Source organism: Streptomyces sp. NBC_00557, from assembly GCF_036345995.1.
GTDB lineage: Bacteria > Actinomycetota > Actinomycetes > Streptomycetales > Streptomycetaceae > Streptomyces.
Genome location: NZ_CP107797.1, coordinates 221,528 through 243,785 on the forward strand (window position 1 = coordinate 221,528; position 22,258 = coordinate 243,785).

Consider the following 22,258-nt stretch of genomic DNA (forward strand, 5'->3'; position numbering starts at 1 on the left):
GTTTCTTCGCAGGTGAGGTGGCAGATGTGTCCGGATTCAGGGCGATGACGACGTCGGCGGGCCCGGTGGCGAGGCGCGACGACAGCTCCTCCCACGTGGCCGTGATCGGTCTGGCATGCCGCTTCCCCGGAGCGCGCGACGCGGACAGGTTCTGGCGGAACCTGGTCGACGGCGTCGACTCGATCACGCGCCGCGTCACCCCCGGCGGCCACGTCGCCAGAGGACTGCTCGCCGACCCCGAACGCTTCGACGCGGAGTACTTCGGCCTGTCGCCGCGGGAGGCCCGGCTGATCAACCCGCAGCACCGGGTGTTCCTGGAGTGCGCCGTGGAGGCGCTGGAGAACGCCGGTTACGACCCCGCCCGGTACGCCGGCGCCATCGGCGTCTACGCCGGCAGCAGCGAGAACGGCTACGCTCAGCTGATCCGGGAGCTGCGCGAACAGCACCGGTCCGGGCACGGGCCGCTGTCCACCGTGTCCGACTGGGAGATCCGGGTGGCCAACGGGCCCGACTTCCTGTGCAGCAGGGTCGCCCACCGGCTCGGCCTGCGCGGTCCGGCCGTCACGGTGCAGGCGGCCTGCGCCACCTCGCTGGTGGCCGTCCACCTCGCGGTGCGGGGGCTGCTGAACGGCGACTGCGACCTCGCTCTGGCCGGCGGTGTCACCGTCCGGCTGCCGTCCCCCGCCCGCCCGTGCGACGACGTGGGCATCCAGGACCCGGACGGCGTGTGCCGCGCTTTCGACGCCCGTGCGCGCGGGCTGGTGGGCGGCGACGGCGCCGGCATCGTGGTGCTCAAGCGGCTGGCGGAGGCGCTGGCCGACGGTGACCGGGTGGACGCGGTCATCCGCGGGTCGGCGGTGAACAACGACGGCGCCGACCGGATCGGGTTCACCGCTCCCGGCGTCGACGGGCAGGCGGCCGTGATCGCGAGCGCGCAGCGCGCGGCCGGGATCGACGCGGCCGGCTGCACCTACGTGGAGGCCCACGGGACGGGCACGCCGCTCGGCGACCCCGTCGAGATCGCGGCGCTTACCCGGGCGTTCGGCCGGGATACCGACCGCCGCGGCCCGTGCTGGATCGGGTCGGTGAAGACCAACATCGGCCACACCGACGCCGCGGCGGGCGCGGCAGGACTGATCAAGACGGTCCTCGCGCTGAAGCACGGCGTCCTGCCGCCCAGCCTGCACTTCGACACCCCCAACCCGCACATCGACTTCGCGGCCGTCCCGTTCGAGGTGGTCACCCGCACCCGGCGCTGGGAGCCGCCGGACGGCCTGCCCAGGCGCGCGGGCGTCAGCTCGTTCAGCGTGGGCGGCACCAACGCACACGTCGTGCTGGAGGAGCCCCCGCCGGCGCGGCGGCCCGCGCCGCCGCCCCGCTCCTGGTACCTGCTGCCGCTGTCGGCCCGGACCCCCGAGGCGCTGGACGCTGCCACCCGCCGCCTCGCCCGGCATCTGCGCGCGCACCGCGACCTGCCGCCTGCGGACGTGGCATGGACCCTGCAGACCGGGCGCCGCGAACTCGGCCGCCGGCGGTTCGCCCTCGTGCGGGGGCACGCCGACGCCCTCCGTGTGCTGGACGGCGCCGAACCGGACCGGCTCGTCACCGCCCCGGCCGAAGCCCGGCCCGGGCCGGTGGTCTTCCGGTTCCCGGCGGCGGGCGACCCGCTCGCCGGACCGGGCGCGGCGCTGCGCTGGTTCACCCGCCTGCACCACTGCGCCCGCCTGTGGCAGCGGGCCGGCGTCGAACCGGGCGCCGTCGAGGGGCGGGGAGCCGGGGCGCTCGCGGCGGCCGTGGTGGCAGGGGTGTTCCGGCCGGCCGACGCCGTCCGGCTGGTGGCGGCGGCCTGCGACGGGGCGGAACCCGGGCGGCTGGCGGACCTGGTCCGGCGGGCCGCGCCGCGCCGCCCGGCGCTGCCGCTCACGGTGGACGGGCCGCCCCGGGTGTCGGCGGCCGAGGCCGCGGATCCCGCCTACTGGGCGGAGTGCCTGCGACGGGCGGTGGCCGAGGAGCCGCACCCCTGCGCCGAGCGGCAGCAGGACGCGGAGCGCATCGTGCTGGACCTGGGGGCGGCCGGGGTGCCGGGCTCCCAGGAGGACGTGCTGCGCACGCTCGGAGCCCTGTGGCTCAAGGGCGCACGGATCGCCTGGCCCGAACCGGCCGAGGGACGGCGCCACGCCCGGGTGGCGCTGCCGGCGTATCCCTTCGAGGGCGTCCGGCACACCGTGTCGGACTTCGCGGACCGGCGGCCCGCCGCGACGCAGGAGCCGCCGGCGGCCCAGCCGGCCCCGGCCGCCGTACCGGAACCGCCCGACGGCTCCTCCGTCCTGGACGCGGTGACCGCTCTGTTCGCCGAGATCCTGCAACTGCCCGACGTGGAGCCGGACGACAGCTTCTTCGACCTCGGGGGCGACTCGCTGATCGCCGCACGGTTCGCGGCACGGGCGCGCGAGGTGTTCCCGGTGGACCTCGTGCCCAGGATGCTGTTCGAGGCGCCCACCGCGTCCCGGCTCGCCGCCCTCATCGAGGACCGCATGGCCCGCGCCGCCCCCTCCGGCCTTTCGGGCCGGCCGGTCTCCAGGGAGCGGGTGGCAGCGGGAGGTGCGCGATGACCCGGTGGGCCGTGCGCAGGCACCGGAGGCCGGACGCGGCCGTCTCCCTCTACTGCTTCCCGCATGCCGGCGGCTCCCCGGGCGAGTACGTCCGCTGGTCCGACGACCTGCCCGGCGTGCAGGTCTGGGCCGTACACCTGCCGGGCCGCACCACCCGCCGGGCGGAGCCGCCCTTCACGCGCATCGAACCACTGGTGGACGCCCTGGTGTCGGAGATGTCCTTCGACCGGCCGTCGCTGTTCTTCGGGCACAGCCTCGGTGCGCTGGTGGCGTTCGAGACGGCGCGGGAACTGCGCCGCCGGGGCCTGCCCGGACCCGAGCGGCTGATCGTCTCCTCGTGCCCGGCTCCACCGCTGCCACCGGTGCGCACCCGCCTGAGCACCCTGCCGGACGACCGGCTGTGCGCGGAGCTCGAACGGCGCTGGGGCGAGCGCCTCGACCACGTCCGCGACGATCCCGTGCTGCTGGCGGACGCCCTCGCCTGCCTCCGGGCGGACCTGGCTCTCCTGGAGAACTACCGGCACCGCCCCGGCCGCCCGCTGGACGTCCCGATCACCGTCCTCGCGGGCGAGCGTGAACCGTGGACGGACCGGGCCGCCGACTGGGCGGCGCACACCCGGGCGTCGCCCGAGGCGCCCCGGCTGCTGCCCGGCGGCCACTTCTACTTCCGCGAAGGGCGCGAGCAAGCCCTGCGCGCCATAGGGGAGATCACGACGAAAGGACTCCGACCGTGGACCGTATAGGAGTCGTGGGCGCCGGCACCATGGGGCGCGGAGTCGCCCAGCTCTTCGCCGAGCACGGCCACGAGGTCGTGCTCGTGGACACCGCCGAGCAGGCCCTCGCATCCGCACGGGACGGCATCGCCACGAACGTGCGGCTCGCCCCGCTGCTCCGCCCGGGAACGCGACCCGGCTCACCGGAGGAGGTCACCGGGCGCATCCGGTTCACCACCGACCTGCGCTCCTTGCGCACGGCGGACTACGTCTTCGAGATGGTCACCGAGGACTGGGCGGTCAAGCGCCCCCTGTACGGCGAACTCGACGCGCTGTGCCGCCCCGGGGTGCCCTTCGGCGTCAACACGTCCGCGATACCCATCACCCGTGTCGCCGCGGCCACCAGCCGGCCGGAGCACGTCATCGGCACGCACTTCATGAACCCCGCCCCGCTCAAGCCCACGGTCGAGGTGATCCGCGGCCACCACACCAGCGACGACACCGTGGCACGCACGCGGGCGCTGCTGGAGGGGGTGGGCCGCAGGCAGATCGTCGTAGCCGATTCCCCGGGCTTCGTGACGAACCGGGTGGCCATGCTCACCGTCAACGAGGCCATGTTCCTGGTCCACGAGCAGGTGGCCGGGGCCGACGAGGTCGACCGGCTGTTCCGGGAGTGCCTCGGGCACGCGATGGGGCCGCTGGAGACGGCCGACCTCATCGGCCTGGACACCGTGCTGCTGTCGCTCCAGGTCCTCCACGAGGAGTTCAACGACCCCAAGTTCCGGCCCTGCCCGCTGCTGCGGCGCCTCGTCGAGGCCGGGCTGCTCGGCAGGAAGACGGGCCGAGGCTTCCATTCGTACGCATCCGCGTCCGCAACTCCATCCCGATCCGCATCCGCATCCGGAGGGGCACATCATGGCTGACGACAAGGCCGAGGACGACAAGCGCCTGATACGCGACTTCATCGCCGAGCACACGCACGGCGTGCTCGTGGACGACGACGAGGACCTGCTGGCCGGCGGGTACGTCAACTCGCTCTTCGCCGTGCAGATGGTGCTGTGGGTGGAGCGGACCTTCGGCATCCGCGTGGACGGCGCGGATCTGGACTTCGCCAACTTCTCCTCGGTCGACGCCGTCGCGGCGTTCGTGGCCGGACGGCGGACACCGGCGGGGGGCGCCGTATGGACTTCGAACTGACCGAGGAGCAGCGGCGGCTGCGCAAGGAAATCGTCGCGTTCGCCCGCGAGGAACTCGGCCGCGACGCCGACGCCCGCGACCGGGAGGGCAGTTTCCCCTGGGCCGACTGGCGGCGGTGCGCCGACTTCGGGGTGCTGGGCTGGCCGGTGCCCGAGGAGTACGGCGGAAGCGGCCTGGACCCGCTGACCACCATCGTCGCCCTGGAGGCGCTCGGCTACGGATGCCGCGACAACGGGCTGGTGTTCGCGGTCAACAACCATCTGTGGGCCTGCGTGATCCACCTGCTGCTGCACGGCACGCCGGAGCAGAAGCGCCGCTTCCTGCCGCAGCTGGCCTCCGGCGCCCTCATCGGTGCCCACGCGCTGTCCGAACCCGAGGCCGGCTCGGACATCCTGAGCATGACCACGACCGCCCGGCGCGAGGGCGACGGCTACCGGCTCCACGGCGGCAAGTGCTTCGTCAGCAACGGCCCGGTCGCCGACGTCTTCGTCACCCTCGCGCGCACCGGCGACGGCGGCGCCCGGGCGCAGGACCAGCTGTCGGCGTTCCTGGTCACCAGCGACATGCCCGGAGTCGTGAAGACGCGCGAGCAATCGAAGATGGGGCTGCGCAGCACCCCGATGGGGGGCGTCGAGTTCGACGGCACCCCGGTGCCCGCCTCGCATCTGCTGGGCCGCGAGGGCGGCGGATACCAGGTCTTCACCTCGGCCATCGAGTGGGAGCGGTCCTTCATGTTCGCCGCCCACGTCGGCGCCATGGAGCGGCTGCTGGAGACCTCCGTGCGGCACGCCAACTCCCGCCGGCAGTTCGGCCGCAGCATCGGCGCCTACCAGGCGGTCTCCCACCGGATCGCGGACATGAGGATCCGGCTGGAACTGTCCCGGATGCTGCTCTACCGGGTGGGGTGGCTGAAGCGGGAGGGCCGGCTGGCGCTCCCGGAGGCCACGATGGCGAAGATCGTCATCAGCGAGGGGCTGGTGCAGACGGCCATGGAAGCGGCCGAGGTGCACGGGGCGCGCGGCTACCTGGCCGACGACGGCATCGAGCGCGAGCTGCGCGACGCCCTCGGCGGACCCGTCTACGCGGGAACCAACGCCGTCCAGCGCGGCATCCTCGCCGAACTGACCGGCGTACGGGGCGCGTTGTCGGGAGGTGGGATGTGATGAGGATCCCGTTGGCCGTGCCGGTGCCCCTGCACCTCGCCGACGACCTGGCCCGGCGGATCTACTTCGTCTCCGAGGCGATCACCGGCTTCTCCCTGGTGCGGACGCGAGACGAGGTCACCGCCGTGGACGTGGCCCTGGCGCCGTGCGCCGCCGCGCCGGCCGAGCTCGCCCGCAAACTCGGCCTGCTGGCCGGCGACGTGCTGGGCCTGCGCCGGACCGAACCGGAGGTGGTGTGGCAGTCCGCCGCGGCGGGGCCGGTGCGGGACGTGTTCGGCGCACTCGTGGCACAGGGCGTCGTGGCCGAGTCCGGAGCCGGGCAGCTCGCCGTCGGCGAGCCGGTCCTCTCCCTCATGGACCATCTCGACGCCCGGCTGCGGGCCGTGCTCGCCACGGAGTTCGGTGCCCGCGAGTTCCGCTATCCCACGCTGCTGCCCGCCCACGCCCTGCTCCGCACCGGCTACGTCGAGTCCTTCCCGCACCTGCTGATGTTCGTCTCCCGGCTGCACGCCGACGTCGACAGCTACCGCGGCTTCCTGCAGACCATGGGCCACTGCGGCGGCGGTGTGGGCGCCCTGACGCAGGGGCTGCGCGCCCACGGCGGCGCCTTCGACCACTGTCTTCCGCCGACGATGTGCTTCCACACCTACCACCAGTACGCCGACGGGCCGCTGCCCGCGCCGTCACTGGTGGTGACCTCGCGCGGCAAGTCGTTCCGGCACGAGTCCCGCTACCGCCGTTCCCTGGAGCGGCTGTGGGACTTCACCATTCGCGAGGCCGTGTTCCTGGGCCCGGCGGACTTCGTCCTCGATTGTCGCAGCAGGCTGATGGAACGCACCTACGCACTGGTGGAGTCCCTCGGCCTGGGCGGCCGGTGCGAGGTCGCAGGCGACCCCTTCTTCCTCGGCGAGGACGCGGCCCAGCGGTCCTGGTCCCAGCGGCTGCTGAAGCTGAAGTACGAGCTGCGGCTGCCATGGGGCGAAGCGGACGGGCAGGACGTCGCGGTGGGCTCGTTCAACTACCACGAGCAGCACTTCGCGAAGGGGTTCGGGATCACCGACGACGCCGACGAGCCCGTGTTCACCGGCTGCGCCGGCTTCGGCCTGGAACGGCTCGCCTACGCCTTCCTGTGCCGGCACGGTCTGGATCCGGCCGGCTGGCCCGAGGACGTGCGCGCGGCGGTGGCGTCATGAGCGGGCCGGCGCGTCTGCTCACCCTGACCGCGCCGACGCCCGAGGCGCTGGAACAGGCCACCGACGACCTGGCCGCCCGGCTGGACGGCCTGGACGACACCGCCTTCGCCCGCCTGCCGGCGATCCCGGACGCGACGCGGTCGGTGCGGCGGCCGCTGTGCCGCGCGGTCGCCGCCAGCTCCCCGGCCGACGCGGCCCGCCGGCTGCGCAGGCGCGACCCGCGCCGGGTGTTCACCGGAGGCCCTGCCCCCGACCGCCCCTCCCGGGTGTTCCTGTTCTGCGGCGTCGGCGACCAGTACCCCGGCCTCGGGGCAGGCCTGTACCGCTGCGTTCCGGCCTTCCGGCGGGAACTCGACCGCTGCTTCGCGGTGCTGGACGCCGAGCACGGCCTGGATCCCCGACCGGTGCTGTTCCCCCCGGACACCGGCGCCACCGCGGACCTCCGCGGCGGCGACGCCCTCGCCAGGCTCTACGACCACCGCGCCACGGCGCAGGAGATCCACCGCACGGTCGTCGCCCAACCGCTCGTGTTCTCCGTGCAGTACGCGCTGGCCCGCGCCCTGACGGAGCTCGGCGCGGCACCGGCGGCGCTGGCCGGCTACAGCATCGGCGAGCCCGCCGCGGCGTGCGTCGCCGGAGTGCTGACCCTGCAGGACGCGCTGCGCCTGGTCGTCCGGCGGGCCCGGCTGATGGCCGAGCTGCCGCCGGGAGCGATGCTCGCCGTCATGGCCGGGCCCGGGCAACTGACCGCGTACCTCGACGGCACGGTGTCGGTCGCCGCGCTCAACGGGCCCGCGCAGACGGTGCTGTCGGGTCCTGCCGGGCCGATCGAGCAGGCCGCCCGGGAACTGACCGCCCAAGGCGTCGCCTGCCGGCGCCTGGCCACGACGCACGCCTTCCACTCGGCGCAGGCACGACCGCTCGCGAAGCCGCTGGAGAGGCTGCTCGGCACGCTCCCGCTCCGCCCGCCCGCACTGCCCCTGCTGTCCAGCGTGACCGGGAACTGGCTGCGCGCCGAGGAGGCGACCAGTCCCGGCTACTGGGCGGCGCAGCTGAGCCGGACGATCCGGTTCGCCGACCAGCTGACCCTGGCCTGGCGGCTGCCCCGCCCGCTGCTGGTGGAACTGGGCCCCGGACAGGCTCTGTCCCGGCTCGCCCTGCAGCACCCGGACCGGCCCGCCGACGCGCCGGCGCGCGTCGTCCAGACCCTGCCGGGTGTCTTCGAGAGCCGCCCCGAGGCGGAACTGCTGCTCACCGCGCTGGGCCAGCTGTGGACGGCCGGCACGGACATCGACTGGGGGCAGGTGGCAGTGGAGTGAGCGGGTCAGGCCGGCTCGGGCACCCGGGGCAGCTCACGCAGCGCCGGGACGGGAGAGACCAGCAACGGCAGCCAGGCGAGCGCGCCGGCCGCCGCCGCGACGACCATGGCGCCGCGCGTCCCCGCGGCCTGGGCGAGCAGACCAGCGACCGGGCCGCCGACCGCGATCACACTCCAGATGACGAACCGCATGGACGCGTTCATCCGGCCCCGCAGCCGGTCGGGAGTGAGCGCCTGACGCAGCGTCACCTGGGCGATGTTGAACAGCGGAACGCCGAAGCCGAACAGCAGCTGACCGCCGGCCAGGAACGGCCACGACAGTCCCGGCGACGCCAATGGCGTCACCACCAGGCCGGCCACGCACAGCACGGCGCCGGCCGTGATGGAACGCCCGTAGCCCAGCCGGTCGATGACGCGGCGCGCGGCCAGCGCACCGGCGACCAGACCCGCGCCGCCCAGCGAGAGGACCACACCGACCGAGGTGGAGGAGTAGTGCAGCTCGCGCACCATGTACAGGGTCAGCAGCACTGTCAGCATCGACGAACCGAGGTTGAGGAAGGCGGCCGACCCCGCCACCGCCCGCAGTTCGCGCCGGCGCAGCACGAAGCCGAGCCCTTCGCCGACCTCCCCGCGCAGCGACCCCGGCGCCCCGGCGGCGCGCTCCGGCACGGGCTCCCGGTGCCGGATCGCGCGGCACAGCAGGCCGGACGCCAGGAAGCTGACGCCGTCCACGAGCACGGTCGCCGCCGCCCCCAGCGCCCCGGTCAGCACACCGGCCGCGGCCGGCCCGGCCAGCTCGGCCGCCGAAGCGCTGGCCGTCAGCCGGGCGTTGGCGCCGGCGAGGTCCTCGCGCCCGACCAGCGTGGGCAGATAGCTCTGGTAGGCGACGTCGAACGCCACGGTGAACACGCCGACGAGCAGCACCACGAGATACAGCTGCGCGAACGTGAGCAGGTCCAGGGCGTACGCCAGGGGCACGCTCACCACCAGCAGCGCCCGGCACACGTCCGACAGGACCATCACGGGCAGTCGGCGGATCCGGTCGAGCAGCGCGCCCGCGGGCAGCGCCAGCACCAGGAACGGCAGCATGCGGGCGCCGCTGAGGAAGCCGAGTTCGGTGGCGGACGCGTGCAGCGCCCCCATGGCGAGCAGCGGAACGGCGAGCTGGCCCATCTGGGTGCCCGTCTCGCTGACCGACTGCGCGGCCCACAACCGCTGGAAGTCGGACACCCGGCCAAGGCGCCCACGAGGCGCCGGCTCCTCCCGGTCGTCGGTCCCCCGCTCGGCAGGCACGCAGGTCACACACCTTTCGTCGGCACGGAGCCCCACAGTAATCAGCGCCCGCGCCACCTGTCATGAGCAGGAATGGAGTTTCGGACATGACCGACCGGCAAGCCCCCCTGTCGTGCTCGCAGGAACGGCTGTGGTTCGTGCAGCGGCTCCGACCGGGCATCCGCGCCTACCAGTTCCAGGCGCGCATCGACCTCGCGGGACACCTCGACGCCGCAGCCCTCGCCCGCGCCCTGAACGACACCGTCAGCCGGCACGAGATCTACCGGACGACCTTCGCCGACGGCCCCGCCGGCCCCTACGGGCGGGTCCACCCGCCGTACCCCGTGGAGCTGCCCGTCGACGACCTGCGGGGCGCGGCCGACCCCGAGGCGGCGGCACGGGCGGCGATCGCCGCGGAAATCGACACCGACCTGCCGGTCGACCGGCTGCCCCTGGTGCGCTGGCGGCTGCTGCGGCTCGCGGACGACCGGCATGTGCTGCTCCACCTGGAACACCACCTGATCCACGACGGCTGGTCCTTCAACGTCTTCGTCGAGGAACTGTGCGCCCTGTACGCGGCCCACGCCACCGGCGCCCCGTCACCGCTGCCCGCCGCGCCACCGCAGTTCGCCGACTTCACCAGCTGGCAGCGGGCCTGGCTGCACGGACCCGAAGCCGAACGGCAACTCGCCTACTGGACGAACCGGCTCGCCGGCGTCCCCCCGTACCTGAACCTGCGCACCGACCGCCCCCGCACCCCGCGGCGGCGCTTCCTCGGCGACGCACCGCGGTTTGCTCTGCCGGCTTCCCTCGCCGACCGGGCACGCGCCCTGGCCAGGGGACACCGGGTGTCCCTGTTCACGGTGCTGCTCGCCGCCTTCGAAGTGCTGCTGCACGCCTGGTCGGGGCAGGACGACTTCTGCGTCGCGTCGGGCATGGCCGCCCGCGGCCGCCCGGAGACCCACCGCATGCTCGGCATGGTCGTCAACACCGTGGCCCTGCGGGCCGATGTGGGCGGCGACCCCTCCTTCGGCGACCTGCTCGGCCGGGTCCGCGACACCACGCTCGGCGCGCTGGCCCACCAGGACCTGCCGTTCGACCGGGTCGTCGCCGCGCTGCGGCCCCCGCGGACGCCGGGCCGGCAGCCGCTGAGCGAGGTGCTGTTCTCCTTCCACGACGCGCCCCTGCGCCCGGTCCGCATGCCGGGCCTGACCGCCGTCGTGACCCCCGGGCTGACCAACGGCAGCGCCAAGGCCGACCTGAACGTCATCGCCATCCCGCACGCGGAGCAGAGCGGCGCTCCGCACGCCCGGGCGGAACACCGGGGCATCGAGCTGATCTGGGAGTACGACCGCGATCTGTTCGACGCCACCACGATCGCGCGGGCCGCCGCGCACTACGCGCAGCTCCTCGACACGGTGACCGCCGACCCGCGGATCCCGCTGTCCGCGACGACCCCGCTGGAGGCCGCGAAGTGACCGGACAGGCGCAGACAGAGGCGAAAGGAACCCAGAGGTGACCTGGCACGCGATCCCTGAAGCGGGCGTTCAGGACGCCCCGGACGGCCTGCTCGGCGCCGTCCGCGGCGCCTGGGCCGAGACACTCGGCGTGGACCCCGACGCCGTACCGCTCGACACCGGATTCTTCGACGCCGGGGGCAACTCGCTGCTGCTGTTGCTGTTGTGGGAGCACCTCAGCGAACTGCCCGGCGGCGGCGGGCTGCTGGCCACCGACCTGTTCCGGCATCCCACGGTGCGCGCCCAGGCCCGGCTGCTGGCGGGCGACCGGTGAACGCCGGCCTGTACCAGGTGTTCGCCGCCACGGCCGACCGCCACCCGGAGGCGCCCGCCGTCGAACTGCCGGGCTGCAGCCTGTCCTACCGCCAGCTGCGGGAGGCCGCCGAAACCGTCGCGGCCCGGCTGCGGGACGCCGGCGGCGACCATGTGACACGGGTCGGCCTGCTGGCCACGCGCAGCGCGGTCGCGTACGCCGGCTACCTGGGCGCCCTCCGGCTCGGCGCGACGGTGGTTCCGTTCCACCCCGGGTACCCGGCCGAACGCAACCGCCGCATCCGCGAACTGGCCGGCGTCGACGTCCTGCTGACCGACTCCGCGCCGGGACAGGACGGCGGATCGCCCTGGGCGGACGGGCTGACGGTGCTGCACCTGACGGACGAGCAGGTGCTGCACCCGTCCGCCGCGCCCCGCGCGTCCCTGCCGCCGTCCCGACCCGCGCCGGAGCGGCCGGCGTACGTGCTGTTCACCTCGGGCACGACGGGCACGCCCAAGGGCATACCGATCCGGCACCGCAACGTGCTGCCCTTCCTGCGGCACAACATCGCCCGCTACCGGGTCCGGCCGGGCTGCCGGATGTCGCACACCTTCGACCTGACCTTCGACCTGTCCGTGTTCGATCTCTTCGTCACCTGGGGCGGCGGGGCGACCCTGGTCGTACCCGACCGCAACGAGCTGTTCGACCCGGTCGAGTACGCCACCCGCCGCCGGCTCACCCACTGGTTCGCGGTGCCCTCGGCGGTGTCCGTCAGCGCCGGGCTCGGCCTGCTGCCCGCCCGGCGCAGGATCACCACGCTGCGGCACAGCCTGTTCTGCGGCGAACCGCTCACCTGCGAACAGGCGGCCACCTGGCGGGCCGGCGCACCCCACGCCACTCTGCACAACCTCTACGGGCCCACCGAACTCACCGTCGCCTGCGCCGAGTTCCAGCTGCCGCAGGATCCGCGGCACTGGCCGCGCACCACCAACGGCACCGTCCCCATCGGCCGCCTCTACCCGGGCCTGGAACACCTCGTCGACGCGGCGACGGGCGAATTGTGCGTGCGCGGCCCGCAACGCTTCGACGGCTACCTGGACCCGCGGGACGACACCGGCCGCTTCGTCGGCCTCCACCGGCCCGGTCGGGTGGAGCCCTGGCACTACTACCGCACCGGCGACCGGGTGAGCGTGCAGGACGGCCGACTGGTCCACCTGGGCCGCCTCGACGACCAGGTGAAGATCCGCGGCTTCCGGGTCGAGACCGGCGAGGTGGAGGCCGCGCTGCGGCGGCTGCCCGGCATACACGAGGCCGTCGTGGTGCCCGTCACCCGGGACGGCGTGACCGAGCTGGCCGCCGGCTACACCGGGCGCCCCCAGCCCCGGCGCGCACTGCTGCGCGCACTGCGCGCAACGCTGCCCGTCCACCTCGTCCCCCGCAGCTTCCTGCACCTGCACGCCCTGCCCCGCACCGCCAACGGCAAGACCGACCGGGCCGCCCTGCGCGAACAAGCCGCCCACGCCACGCAGCCCGAATCCGACGCACCGGAGGAACCCGCCCATGCCGTCCACACGTGACCCGGCCGCCCGGCACACGGCCGGCGCCGCCGCGCCGCCCGCCACCGGCGCCGGCGCATCCCCGGCGCCTGGCGCCCCCGCCCGGGCCCCGCAGGTCGACCTGAGCCTCTTCTACTTCGCCGCCGACAGCGACGAGACCAAGAGCGACCGCTACGGGCTCCTGCTCGACGGCGCCCGCTTCGCCGACGCCCACGGCTTCACCGCGGTATGGACCCCCGAGCGGCACTTCCACCCCTTCGGCGGCCTGTACCCCAATCCGTCGGTGACCGGCGCCGCCGTCGCGGTCGCCACCGAGCGCGTGGCGATCCGCGCCGGCAGCGTCGTCGCACCGCTCCACCACCCGCTGCGGATCGCCGAGGAGTGGTCCGTGGTGGACAACCTCTCCGACGGCCGGGTGGGCGTCTCGTTCGCCTCCGGCTGGCACGCCGCGGACTTCGCCCTGCGCCCCGAGGCCTACGCCGACCGGCGGGCCCTCGTGCTGGAGCACGCGCAGCAGGTGCGCCGCCTGTGGCGGGGCGAGAGCATCACCGTCCGCGACGGCACCGGCGCCCGGCGGTCCGTCCGCGTCCATCCCCAGCCGGTACAGCCCGAACTCCCCGTCTGGATCACCAGCGCCGGCCACACCGAGACCTTCCGCCGGGCCGGCGCCATGGGCGCGGGCATCCTCACGCACCTGCTCGGCCAGGACCTCGACGCCCTCGCCCGCAACATCGCCGAGTACCGCGCCACGAGCGGCGGCGACGGCCACGTGGCCCTGATGGTGCACACGTTTCTGGGCGACGACGAGGAAGAGGTGCGCGAGCTGGTCAGGGAGCCGCTCTGCCGCTACCTGCGCGACTCCCTCGGCCTGCTGCTCGGCTCCCGGCTGGACGGCAGACGCCGCATCGACCCGGCGCGACTGCGCCCGGCCGACGTGGACTTCCTGGTCCGGCGCTCCTTCGACCGCTACTTCGACCACGGCGGGCTGCTCGGCACCCCGGCCAAGGCGGCCCGAGTCCTTGAGCGTCTGCGCCGCATCGGAGTCGACGAGGTGGCGTGCCTGATCGACTTCGGCCTGCCCGCCGACACCGTGCTGACCGGTCTGGAACGCCTGGCCGGCCTGTGCGACCGGGGAGCCCGCGGTGAGCGCTGACTTCGACACGGCGGTCGCCGCCCTGCGGGTGGCGGGCATGGGCACCGAGGCGGTCGCCCCGCTCCTGGCGAACCTGGTCGAACTCACCCGGCCCCAGCGGGTCCTGGAGGTCGGCATGGGCTACACCACGCCGTTCCTGGCGGCGTCCCTGGACCGGGTGAGCCGCCGCGTGCGTGAGGAGGCGGCGGCGCTCGCCGCCAAGACCCGGCCGTACCTCGGCGGCGGCCTCCCGCTGGACGACGCCTGGCTGCGCGCCGAGCCCCCGCTCGCGGCGCCGGCGAGCTACCTGGAGCCGTACCGGCCGGTCCTGGTCGCGGTGGACGACGGTTCCCTTCCGCAGTCCTCCGCCCCACGGGTCGCACGCGTCCTGGAAGACCTCGGGCTGGCACACCTGGTCACCGTCGTCGACGCCCCGCTGCGCGCCTGCGACACCGCGCTGCCGCCCGACTTCCACCCCATCGACCTGGCCTGGGTGGACGCCTGGGACTGCCTGTACTTCCTCGACCACTTCCTGGACCGCCTCAACCCCGACGGAGGCGTGGCGGTCCTGCACTACCTCATGACGTACCCGGAGGGCGAGGCGATCCTGCGCTACCTGGCCGGCCTGCAGCGGTCCCGGCCGGGCGAGCTCGAGATCCTCAACCTCCTCGAACCGCACAAACTCCGGCAGAACAGCATCACGATGATCCGCCGCACCCGCGGCCGCACACCCCGGTACGCCGGCCCCGGCGGCCGGATCCGCTACGACGGGCGCCTGACCGACGCCGCCCGCGCCCAGGCGGAACAGGCGCGGCGGGCGCACCGAGAACAGGAGGAAGCGACGTGAGCATCCTGCACGGCCCCCGCACCCCCTACCCGGCGGACGCGACGATCCCCCGCCTCTTCGCCGAGCAGGTCCGCGCCCGCCCGCACGCCGTCGCGGTCGTCGACGGAGACGACCGCGTGACCTACGCGGAACTGGACGAGCGCGCCAACCGCCTGGCGCACCTGCTGCGCACCCGCGGCGTACGACCCGAGACCCGGGTCGGCGTGCTGCTGGACCGGGGCCACGAACTGGTGACCGCCCTCCTGGCGGTGCTCAAGGCCGGCGGCGCCTACGTGCCGGCGGGCCCCGGCCATCCCGCCGAGCGGCGGCAGCAGATGCTGGCCGACGCCGAGGCCACGGTGACGGTGGGCGGCGAGGAACTGCGCGCCGCGGCGGCCTTCCCGGCGACCGCCCCGCCGCCGCCCGCCGACCCCCGCTCGCTGGCGTACGTACTGTTCACCTCGGGTTCCACCGGCCGGCCCAAGGGGGTGATGATCGAGCACCGCTCGGTGCTGCGGCTGGTGTGCGGCGCCGACTACGTCCGGTTCGGCCCCGACGAGCGGATCGCCCAGGTCGCCGACCCGTCGTTCGACGCGTTCACCTTCGAGGTCTGGGGCGCGCTGCTGCACGGCGGCACACTCTGCGTGATCCCGACCGAGACCCTGCTGACGCCCGGCGCGCTCGGGCCGGCCCTGGCCGCCCACCGCATCACCACCATGTTCCTCACCTCCGCGCTCTTCTCCGAGGTGATGGCGGACCGCCCGGACAGCTTCGCCGGGCTGCGCAACCTGCTGGTCGGCGGCGACGTCGTCGACGTCACCACGGCACGCCGCCTGGTCACGAGCCCCCCGCGGCTGCGCCCGGCGCGCATCCTGAACGGTTACGGCCCGACCGAGGCCACCACCTTCGCGGTCTGCGGGCCGATCGAGTCGGTCCCGACCGACGCCGCGTCGGTGCCGATCGGCCGGCCCATCGCCAACACCAGCGTCTACGTCCTCGACGCCGAACTGCGGCCCGTCGCGGACGGCACACCGGGCGAGCTGTTCATCGGCGGCCCCGGCGTCGCCCGCGGATACGCCGGGCAGCCCGCAGCGAGCCGGGAGCGTTTCCTGCCCGATCCGTTCACGGAAGAGCCCGGAGCACGCATGTACCGCACCGGGGACCTGGTGCGCTGCCGGGCGGACGGAGCGCTGGAGTTCCTCGGCCGCCTCGACGACCAGGTCAAGATCCGCGGCTACCGGGTGGAGCCGGGCGAGGTCGAGGCGGCTCTGGGCCGGCACCCCGGCCTCAGGCAGGTGGCCGTGGTGGTGGAGGAACCGGCGGGCGACCGCAGGCTGGTGGCTCATGTGGTCCCCGCGGCGCCCGGCGCCCGGCCGTCCGGGCTGCGCGAGTTCCTCGCCGGGCGACTGCCGGAATGGATGATCCCGTCCGCGTTCGTGGTCCACTCCGCCCTGCCGCTGACGCCGACGGGGAAAATCGACCGAGCGGCGCTGCCGCCGGCCGCCGAGACCGACGGCGCGGACGGCGCCGACGAGAACGCCGTGGCGCCGCGCACCGACCTGGAGCGGGAACTCGCCGGGCTCACGGCCGAACTGCTGGGCCTGTCCTTCGTCGGCGTCACCGACGACTTCTTCGCCCTGGGCGGGCACTCGCTGCTGGCCATGCGGCTGGTGTCCCGGGTCAACGACCGCTTCGCCGCCCAGGTGGCACTCGGCGACTTCCTCTACGACCCCACGGTCGCCCGGCTGGCCGCCGAGGTGTCCCGTGCCCACTGAGCCGGCCTGCCGGGCGCCGGCGGACCGCGCGGTCTCCTGCGCGCAGAAACGGCTGTGGATCCTCGACCGGCTCCACGCCGGATCGGCCGCGTACGCCGTCCCGCTCGTCCACCGAATCGACGGCGAGCTGGACGTCGAGGTACTGGAACGGTCCCTGACCGAAGTGGTGGGACGGCACGAGATCCTGCGCACCGGCTACCGGATGCGATCGGGCGCACTCCGCCAGTTCACCCGCCCCGCGCAGCGGATGCGCATTCCGCGGGTGGACGTGTCGGCCTGCGACGACCCGGAGGCGGAGGCGGAGCGGCGGGCGGCCGCCGAGGCACGCCGACCGTTCGACCTGAGCACGGGATCCGTGATCCGCCCCCTGCTCCTGCGACTGGGCCCCCGCAGCCACCTCCTGTGCCTGACCCTCCATCACATCGCCTGTGACGGCTGGTCCCTTGACCTCGTCAACCGCGAACTGTCCCTCTGCTACACCGCTCTTCTCGCAGGGACCGGTCCGCGACTGCCGCCCCTGCCGGAGCAGTACGCCGACTACGCCGAGGACCAGGCCGCCCGCCTGACGGACCCCGGCCTGCGCACCGCGCGCGCGTACTGGCTGGAGCACCTGGCCGGCCTTCCCGTCCCGGCGACGCTCCCCGCCGACCGGCGCCGCCCGCCGGTGCGGAGCCTCGCAGGCGGCCACGTCCGCTTCACCGTCGACCCACCCGTGGCCGACCGGGTCGCGCTGCTGGCCAGATCCTGCCGCGCCGGCCCGTTCCCCGTGCTGCTCGCGGCCTTCGCGGCCCTGATCCGGGCCGAGGGCGGCGGTGACGAAGCCGTCGTCGGCGCCCCGGTGAGCTGCCGGGAGCGGGAGGAGCACTTCGGGATGGTCGGCATGTTCGTGAACACGGTCGTCCACCGCCTGCGCACGTCCCGGGCGTCCACCTTCCGGGAGCTGGTACTCCTCGCCCGCGACGAGAGCCGGGCGGCCGTCGCTCACCGGGCGCTGCCGTTCGAGGTACTGGTCGAGGAACTGAATCCGGTCCGCGACCCCGCGTTCAACCCGGTGTTCCAACTCATGCTGGGCTACCACGAGGGCGACCCGGCCCCCTTCACGCTGCCCGGCTGCACCGTCACCACCGAACTCGGCGACACCGCGACGGCCAAACTCGACCTCTTCCTGAGCATCACCCGCACCGGCGGCCGTATGACGGGCCGCCTCGAGTACAGCACCGACCTCTTCACCCCGGCGACCGCCCAGCGCATCGCCGGCCGTTTCCACACCCTGCTGGCCACAGCGACCGCTGACCCGCTGCGGCCCCTGCCCACCAGCGAGGACGACTCGTGAAACCACTGTCCACCGTACGCCTGACGGCCGTCGCCACCGCTCTGACGTCCTTCTTCGCCCTCGCCGCCGTATCGCCGCCCGCCCCTGGCGCATCCGGCGTCGGCGACCCCTACTTCCCGAACCTCGGCAACGGCGGCTTCGACGCCCTGCACTACGACCTCGACCTCGGGTACACCCCCTCGTCCGGCCGCCTCGACGGGCGTACGACCCTCACCGCCCGCGCGACGCAGAACCTCTCCTCCTTCGACCTGGACCTGCAGCAACTGAAGGTCGAAGGGGTCACGGTCAACGGCAGCCCCGCGCCCTGGGTGCGTGACGGCGACGAACTGCGCGTCACGCCGCGCAGCCCGCTGCCGAAGGGCCGGCGCTTCACCGTCTCCGTCGCCTACGGCGGCGCCCCGCACCCCCTGTCCGGCCCGATCGTCGGCTCCGACTACGGCTGGATGAAGACCCCCGACGGCGTCTTCGTCGCCGGTGAACCCAACGCGGCCTCCACCTGGTTCCCGTCCAGCGACCACCCCTCCGACAAGGCCACCTACGACATCCGGATCAGGGCGCCGAAGGGATTGACCGCCGTCTCCAACGGCCGGCTGGTCTCGACGTACGACAAGGGCGGCTCGACGTACACCCGCTGGCGCGAGTCGCGGCCGATGGCGACCTACCTCGCCACCGCCACCATCGGGAAGTTCGACGTGCGCACCGGCCGCACCCCGGGCGGCATCCCGGTCTACGTCGCCATCGACCCGGTGCTGAAGAACAGCAACGGCGTGGACGTGTACGCCGTCACCGCCGCCGCCACCGACTACTGGTCGAAGGTCTTCGGGCCGTACCCCTTCGAGGAGACCGGCGCGATCGTGGACGACATGCCCGAGGCCGGGTTCTCGCTGGAGGTGCAGACCAAGCCGCTCTATTCGGCGGTGCGCAACGAGACGACCATCGTGCACGAACTGGCCCACCAGTGGTTCGGCGACTCGGTGAGCGTGGCGCGGTGGAAGGACATCTGGCTCAACGAGGGCTTCGCCACCTACGCCCAGTGGCTGTGGGCCGAGCACCAGGGCACCCGCTCCGCCCACGACTCCTTCCTCGCGGCGTACAACGCCCAGCCCGCCGACTCGCCGTTCTGGCGGACGAAGGTCGCCGACCCCCGGCGCGACACCATGTTCACGCCCCCGGTCTACCAGCGCGGCGCGATGACACTCCAGATGCTCCGCGAACGCATCGGCGACACAGCGTTCTTCACCCTGCTGCCCGCCTGGGTGAAGCTCCACCGGTACGGCAACGCGGACACCGCCGACTTCGTCCGCCTCGCCGAACACGTCAGCGGGCAGCGGCTGGACGGTCTCTTCCACACCTGGCTGTTCACCGAAGGGAAACCGGCTCTTTGAGCGTCCAGCCCGCGGCGCAGCGGCGACAGACGCGCCGACGGCCCGAGGGCGCGGGCGCGGTCGTACGCGTATGGGTGGTGAGGGAAGACGCCGGCGTCACCGCTGCGGACGCCCAGGCGTGGCTCTCGCCGCAGGAGCGGTCACGGGCGGAGGGACTGGCGGCAAAAGAGGACCGGTGGACGTTCTCCGTCTCCCGTGCCCTGCAGCGCACGCTCGGCGCCCGGTACCTCGGTGTGCCCGGCGACCAGGTGGAGATCAGCCGAGCGTGCGCCCACTGCCCGCACGGCGGCCATGGAAAGCCGCACTTCCCGGCGGCACCCGGACTCGACTACTCCGTCTCCCACACCCAGGGCGTGATCGTGCTGGCCGCGTCGACCGGCACCCGCGTCGGCGTGGACGCGGAATCGGGCAGCCGGGCCATTGACCCCGCCGGGCTGATGCGGCTGCTGGCCTCCGAGCCGGAACGCCGCGCGCTGTCCTTCGCGCCGGAGCCGGACGAACGGGCGCTGCTCAGGCTCTGGGCGCGCAAGGAGGCGGTGGTCAAGCTCACCGGTCACGGTCTGCCGCGGGTGCCCTTCACCGCGCTGTCGGTGGACGGCCCCGTGGCCCGGCTCGACGCTCCCCCGGCCGGCTGGCCCCACGGCGCACTCCACCTCACCGACCTGCCGCTGACCCGCGGTCCCGTCGCCGCCCTGGCAACACACCGGCAGCGGCCGAAGGTGACCGTCACCGAGCTGACACGGGTGGCCGACCTGACCCTGTGACGACACGGCACGGAACGCGACGGGTTTCCCAAGGACCTCGGCGTCGGGCGACGCGTCGGCCTGGTCGCCGCGCGCCCGATGCGGTGGTATCGGACCGGGACCCGCTCCGAACAGACCATGCAGTCCCCAGGTCAACGCGTTGGTCGACTCCTGGTTCGAGAACAACGGCCGGCCGGGGACCCTGCACGACGTCCGGAAGAACGCGGCGAAGGCGCGGGTCCCGGAGCACTACATCCGGAACACCACCAGCGTCACGTTCAACGCGAGCTTCGGCACCGTGTACGCCACTGCGGGCAATGTGGCACTCACCCTTCGCAGCACCCGGAAGCGCTGGCCCGGTTGCACGACGAGCGCCTGCTCGACACCGGTGTGGACGAACTGATCCGCTTCGACGGACCAGCGCAGGGCACCAGCCGCGTGGCGACCAGGCGGACCACGATCCGGGGCACGGTCATCGAGCCCGGCCAGACGGTGCTGACCCTCATGGCGGCCGCCAACCGGGACCCGGAGCAGTTTCCGCGCCCGGACGAACTGGTTCTGGACCGGTCTCCCAACCCGCATCTGGGCTTCGGCTGGGGGCCGCACGCCTGCCTGGGAACGATATTCGGCCAGCTGGCGGTGAAGCAGTTGGTGATCGGGCTCCTCGACGCCGGTACGCCGCTGAGGCTGGCCGGCACCCCCGAGCGCCTCCGTGATGAATTCGCCCACCGACCCGGGAGGAGGTGCCCCATGAGCTACGACCACTGAGAATGAGCCGGTGGACGGGCCCGGCAGCAGCCGGGTCCGTCCACGCCGGGGAACCAGGGGCGGCAACTCGAACACGCCTGTGCACGCAGCCCCGGCCGCACGAATTTCCAGAAAAGCCAGGACGCGAGGAACTACTTCTCATGAGTGGCCGGGACCATCAACTGCGCGGCAGGCACCGGACATTGATGTTGTAGTCTCTGACGTCGATTCGCTGGGTTCCTTACGTGTCAAAGCAGGGTGTGGGAATGAGTCTGAAAACCGAGGCCGCAGCAGACGATCCAGAGCAGGCGGTGGATGTCGCCAGCCCTTTTCGTCTGCCGGCATTCCGGTGGTTCTTCGCCGGACGACTCGTCTCGCTGCTCGGCAGCTCGATGACCCCGGTGGCACTGTCCCTCGGTTCTCAACGCGTCCGACAGCGCAGGCGACATGGGGGCGGTGCTCACCGCCAACACCATTCCTCTCATCGTTTTCACGCTGGCGGGCGGGGTAGTCGGCGACCGGTTCTCGCGGCGACTTGTACTTCTGCTGTCGAATCTCGGTGCCGGTCTGACACAGGCTGTTGTCGCTTTCATCTTGATCTCCGGAAACTACCATCTCGGTGCTCTGGTTCTGCTGGAAGCCCTCAACGGAACTCTGGCGGCCTTCACGAACCCGGCGCTGCGTGGCATCGTCCCGGACATCGTGCCCAAGCCGCAGATCCAGCGCGCGAATTCAGTGCTGGGATCGGCCAAGAACGCGGCGAAGGTACTGGGCCCCACCGCTGCGGCCACCCTTGTGGCGACCACGAACGGCGGCTGGGCGATCTCCGTCGACGCCGCCACGTACTTCGTCGCCGCGGTCTGCATGTTCCGGCTCAAGATGACCGGCAAGACGCCGCCCCGGAAGGCCAGCACCTTCGTCGCACTCCGCGAGGGCTGGACGGAGTTCCGGTCCCGCACCTGGGTCTGGACGATCGTCGCCTCGTTCGGCGTCGCCAACTACATTCAGGTGGGCATCTGGACGGTCCTGGGACCGCTGATCGCGAAAGAGCGGATCGGCGAGACCTCCTGGGGCATGGTGCTCAGCGTCAGGGCGATCGGCATCCTGTTCATCGCGGTGGTGATGTACCGCATCACCCTGAGGCGGCTCCTGCCCGTGGCGCAGCTGTGCGCGAGTCTGGTGGGTCTCCCGCTGATCGCCCTGGGACTCGTCGCGAACGCGTACTGGCTGGCGGCCGCCGCGTTCCTGGCCGGGCTGAGTTTCGGTCTCTACAGCATTGCCTGGGAGACCACGCTGCAGGAGAACATTCCCCAGAACATGCTGTCCCGGATCTCGTCGTACGACAATCTGGGGTCCTTCATCGGCGTTCCGGCAGGTCAGCTGTCGGCCGCCCCCATGGCGAGTGCTTTCGGGGCGCCCCGCGTCGCACTCATCGGCGGATTCCTGTGGATCGCCCTCACGCTCTGCCCGCTCGCCGTTCCTTCCGTGCGACAACTTCGGCACACGACTTGAAACAAGGATCC

At 73.3% G+C, this 22,258-nt stretch carries 20 protein-coding genes; 19 read left to right on the forward strand and 1 reads right to left on the reverse strand.

The genetic code is table 11. The features are described 5' to 3' along the window. The first annotated feature begins 26 nt into the window (after window positions 1-26). From OG956_RS39650 to OG956_RS39680, 7 genes are read left to right on the forward strand one after another with little or no spacing between them, the layout of a single operon-like run. Entirely contained in the window at window positions 27-2,612 is a 2,586-nt protein-coding gene (locus OG956_RS39650) for a type I polyketide synthase (protein ID WP_330343211.1), read from the forward strand. Continuing rightward, window positions 2,609-3,355 carry a thioesterase II family protein gene (locus OG956_RS39655; protein ID WP_330343212.1) on the forward strand — a complete coding sequence of 249 codons (747 nt, stop codon included), beginning with the start codon at window positions 2,609-2,611 and terminating at the stop codon, window positions 3,353-3,355. The genes OG956_RS39650 and OG956_RS39655 overlap by 4 nt, the downstream gene beginning before the upstream one ends. After that, window positions 3,343-4,248, forward strand: a complete 906-nt coding sequence (locus OG956_RS39660; protein WP_443065716.1) for a 3-hydroxyacyl-CoA dehydrogenase family protein — start codon at window positions 3,343-3,345, stop codon at window positions 4,246-4,248. Before OG956_RS39655 ends, OG956_RS39660 begins: the two co-directional genes overlap by 13 nt. Continuing rightward, window positions 4,241-4,522 (forward strand): acyl carrier protein, encoded by a 282-nt coding sequence (locus OG956_RS39665; RefSeq protein WP_330343213.1) that lies wholly within the window; start codon window positions 4,241-4,243, stop codon window positions 4,520-4,522. The genes OG956_RS39660 and OG956_RS39665 overlap by 8 nt, the downstream gene beginning before the upstream one ends. Further along, entirely contained in the window at window positions 4,507-5,685 is a 1,179-nt protein-coding gene (locus OG956_RS39670) for an acyl-CoA dehydrogenase family protein (protein WP_330343214.1), read from the forward strand. Before OG956_RS39665 ends, OG956_RS39670 begins: the two co-directional genes overlap by 16 nt. Beyond that, entirely contained in the window at window positions 5,685-6,878 is a 1,194-nt protein-coding gene (locus tag OG956_RS39675; RefSeq protein WP_330343215.1) for a hypothetical protein, read from the forward strand. Before OG956_RS39670 ends, OG956_RS39675 begins: the two co-directional genes overlap by 1 nt. Then, the gene (locus tag OG956_RS39680; protein ID WP_330343216.1) at window positions 6,875-8,197 is read left to right on the forward strand and encodes an acyltransferase domain-containing protein; all 1,323 of its coding nucleotides are present in this window, start codon (window positions 6,875-6,877) and stop codon (window positions 8,195-8,197) included. The genes OG956_RS39675 and OG956_RS39680 overlap by 4 nt, the downstream gene beginning before the upstream one ends. 5 nt (window positions 8,198-8,202) lie before the next feature. Here the strand turns inward: OG956_RS39680 and OG956_RS39685 are convergent, their stop codons facing one another. After that, window positions 8,203-9,489 (reverse strand): MFS transporter, encoded by a 1,287-nt coding sequence (locus OG956_RS39685; RefSeq protein WP_330343217.1) that lies wholly within the window; start codon window positions 9,487-9,489, stop codon window positions 8,203-8,205. An 86-nt stretch (window positions 9,490-9,575) separates the two neighbouring features. Between OG956_RS39685 and OG956_RS39690 the strand changes: the two genes are divergently transcribed. From OG956_RS39690 to OG956_RS39745, 12 genes are all read left to right on the forward strand, one after another. Beyond that, the gene (locus OG956_RS39690) at window positions 9,576-10,946 is read left to right on the forward strand and encodes a condensation domain-containing protein (protein WP_330343218.1); all 1,371 of its coding nucleotides are present in this window, start codon (window positions 9,576-9,578) and stop codon (window positions 10,944-10,946) included. 37 nt (window positions 10,947-10,983) lie between these two features. Next, window positions 10,984-11,259, forward strand: a complete 276-nt coding sequence (locus OG956_RS39695) for an acyl carrier protein (protein ID WP_330343219.1) — start codon at window positions 10,984-10,986, stop codon at window positions 11,257-11,259. Further along, on the forward strand, window positions 11,256-12,815 hold the full coding sequence (locus tag OG956_RS39700; RefSeq protein WP_330343220.1) for an AMP-binding protein: 1,560 nt from the start codon (window positions 11,256-11,258) through the stop codon (window positions 12,813-12,815). The genes OG956_RS39695 and OG956_RS39700 overlap by 4 nt, the downstream gene beginning before the upstream one ends. After that, window positions 12,799-13,947 carry a MupA/Atu3671 family FMN-dependent luciferase-like monooxygenase gene (locus tag OG956_RS39705; RefSeq protein WP_330343221.1) on the forward strand — a complete coding sequence of 383 codons (1,149 nt, stop codon included), beginning with the start codon at window positions 12,799-12,801 and terminating at the stop codon, window positions 13,945-13,947. Before OG956_RS39700 ends, OG956_RS39705 begins: the two co-directional genes overlap by 17 nt. Then, window positions 13,937-14,773 (forward strand): hypothetical protein, encoded by an 837-nt coding sequence (locus tag OG956_RS39710; RefSeq protein ID WP_330343222.1) that lies wholly within the window; start codon window positions 13,937-13,939, stop codon window positions 14,771-14,773. The genes OG956_RS39705 and OG956_RS39710 overlap by 11 nt, the downstream gene beginning before the upstream one ends. After that, complete coding sequence (locus OG956_RS39715) at window positions 14,770-16,527, forward strand: non-ribosomal peptide synthetase (RefSeq protein ID WP_330343223.1); 1,758 nt, start codon at window positions 14,770-14,772, stop codon at window positions 16,525-16,527. Before OG956_RS39710 ends, OG956_RS39715 begins: the two co-directional genes overlap by 4 nt. Further along, window positions 16,517-17,860: a condensation domain-containing protein gene (locus tag OG956_RS39720; protein ID WP_330343224.1), complete on the forward strand. Its 1,344-nt coding sequence runs from the start codon at window positions 16,517-16,519 to the stop codon at window positions 17,858-17,860. The genes OG956_RS39715 and OG956_RS39720 overlap by 11 nt, the downstream gene beginning before the upstream one ends. 5 nt (window positions 17,861-17,865) lie before the next feature. Beyond that, a complete protein-coding gene (locus OG956_RS39725) occupies window positions 17,866-19,245 on the forward strand; it encodes a M1 family metallopeptidase (protein WP_443065721.1) in 1,380 nt (459 codons plus the stop codon). Further along, window positions 19,242-20,009 (forward strand): 4'-phosphopantetheinyl transferase family protein, encoded by a 768-nt coding sequence (locus OG956_RS39730; protein WP_330343226.1) that lies wholly within the window; start codon window positions 19,242-19,244, stop codon window positions 20,007-20,009. Before OG956_RS39725 ends, OG956_RS39730 begins: the two co-directional genes overlap by 4 nt. A gap of 139 nt (window positions 20,010-20,148) precedes the next feature. Continuing rightward, window positions 20,149-20,391, forward strand: a complete 243-nt coding sequence (locus tag OG956_RS39735; RefSeq protein WP_330343227.1) for a hypothetical protein — start codon at window positions 20,149-20,151, stop codon at window positions 20,389-20,391. Next, the gene (locus OG956_RS39740) at window positions 20,349-20,756 is read left to right on the forward strand and encodes a cytochrome P450 (protein ID WP_330343228.1); all 408 of its coding nucleotides are present in this window, start codon (window positions 20,349-20,351) and stop codon (window positions 20,754-20,756) included. The genes OG956_RS39735 and OG956_RS39740 overlap by 43 nt, the downstream gene beginning before the upstream one ends. A gap of 435 nt (window positions 20,757-21,191) precedes the next feature. Continuing rightward, window positions 21,192-22,247, forward strand: a complete 1,056-nt coding sequence (locus tag OG956_RS39745; protein WP_330343229.1) for an MFS transporter — start codon at window positions 21,192-21,194, stop codon at window positions 22,245-22,247. Window positions 22,248-22,258: the final 11 nt, after the last annotated feature.

Bases quoted from the DNA above. Each gene is read 5' to 3' on its own strand.
- OG956_RS39655 (WP_330343212.1), top strand. From the start codon at position 2,609: ATGACCCGGTGGGCCGTGCGCAGGCACCGGAGGCCGGACGCGGCCGTC.
- OG956_RS39690 (WP_330343218.1), top strand. From the start codon at position 9,576: ATGACCGACCGGCAAGCCCCCCTGTCGTGCTCGCAGGAACGGCTGTGG.
- OG956_RS39670 (WP_330343214.1), top strand. From the start codon at position 4,507: ATGGACTTCGAACTGACCGAGGAGCAGCGGCGGCTGCGCAAGGAAATC.
- OG956_RS39680 (WP_330343216.1), top strand. From the start codon at position 6,875: ATGAGCGGGCCGGCGCGTCTGCTCACCCTGACCGCGCCGACGCCCGAG.
- OG956_RS39675 (WP_330343215.1), top strand. From the start codon at position 5,685: ATGAGGATCCCGTTGGCCGTGCCGGTGCCCCTGCACCTCGCCGACGAC.
- OG956_RS39665 (WP_330343213.1), top strand. From the start codon at position 4,241: ATGGCTGACGACAAGGCCGAGGACGACAAGCGCCTGATACGCGACTTC.
- OG956_RS39705 (WP_330343221.1), top strand. From the start codon at position 12,799: ATGCCGTCCACACGTGACCCGGCCGCCCGGCACACGGCCGGCGCCGCC.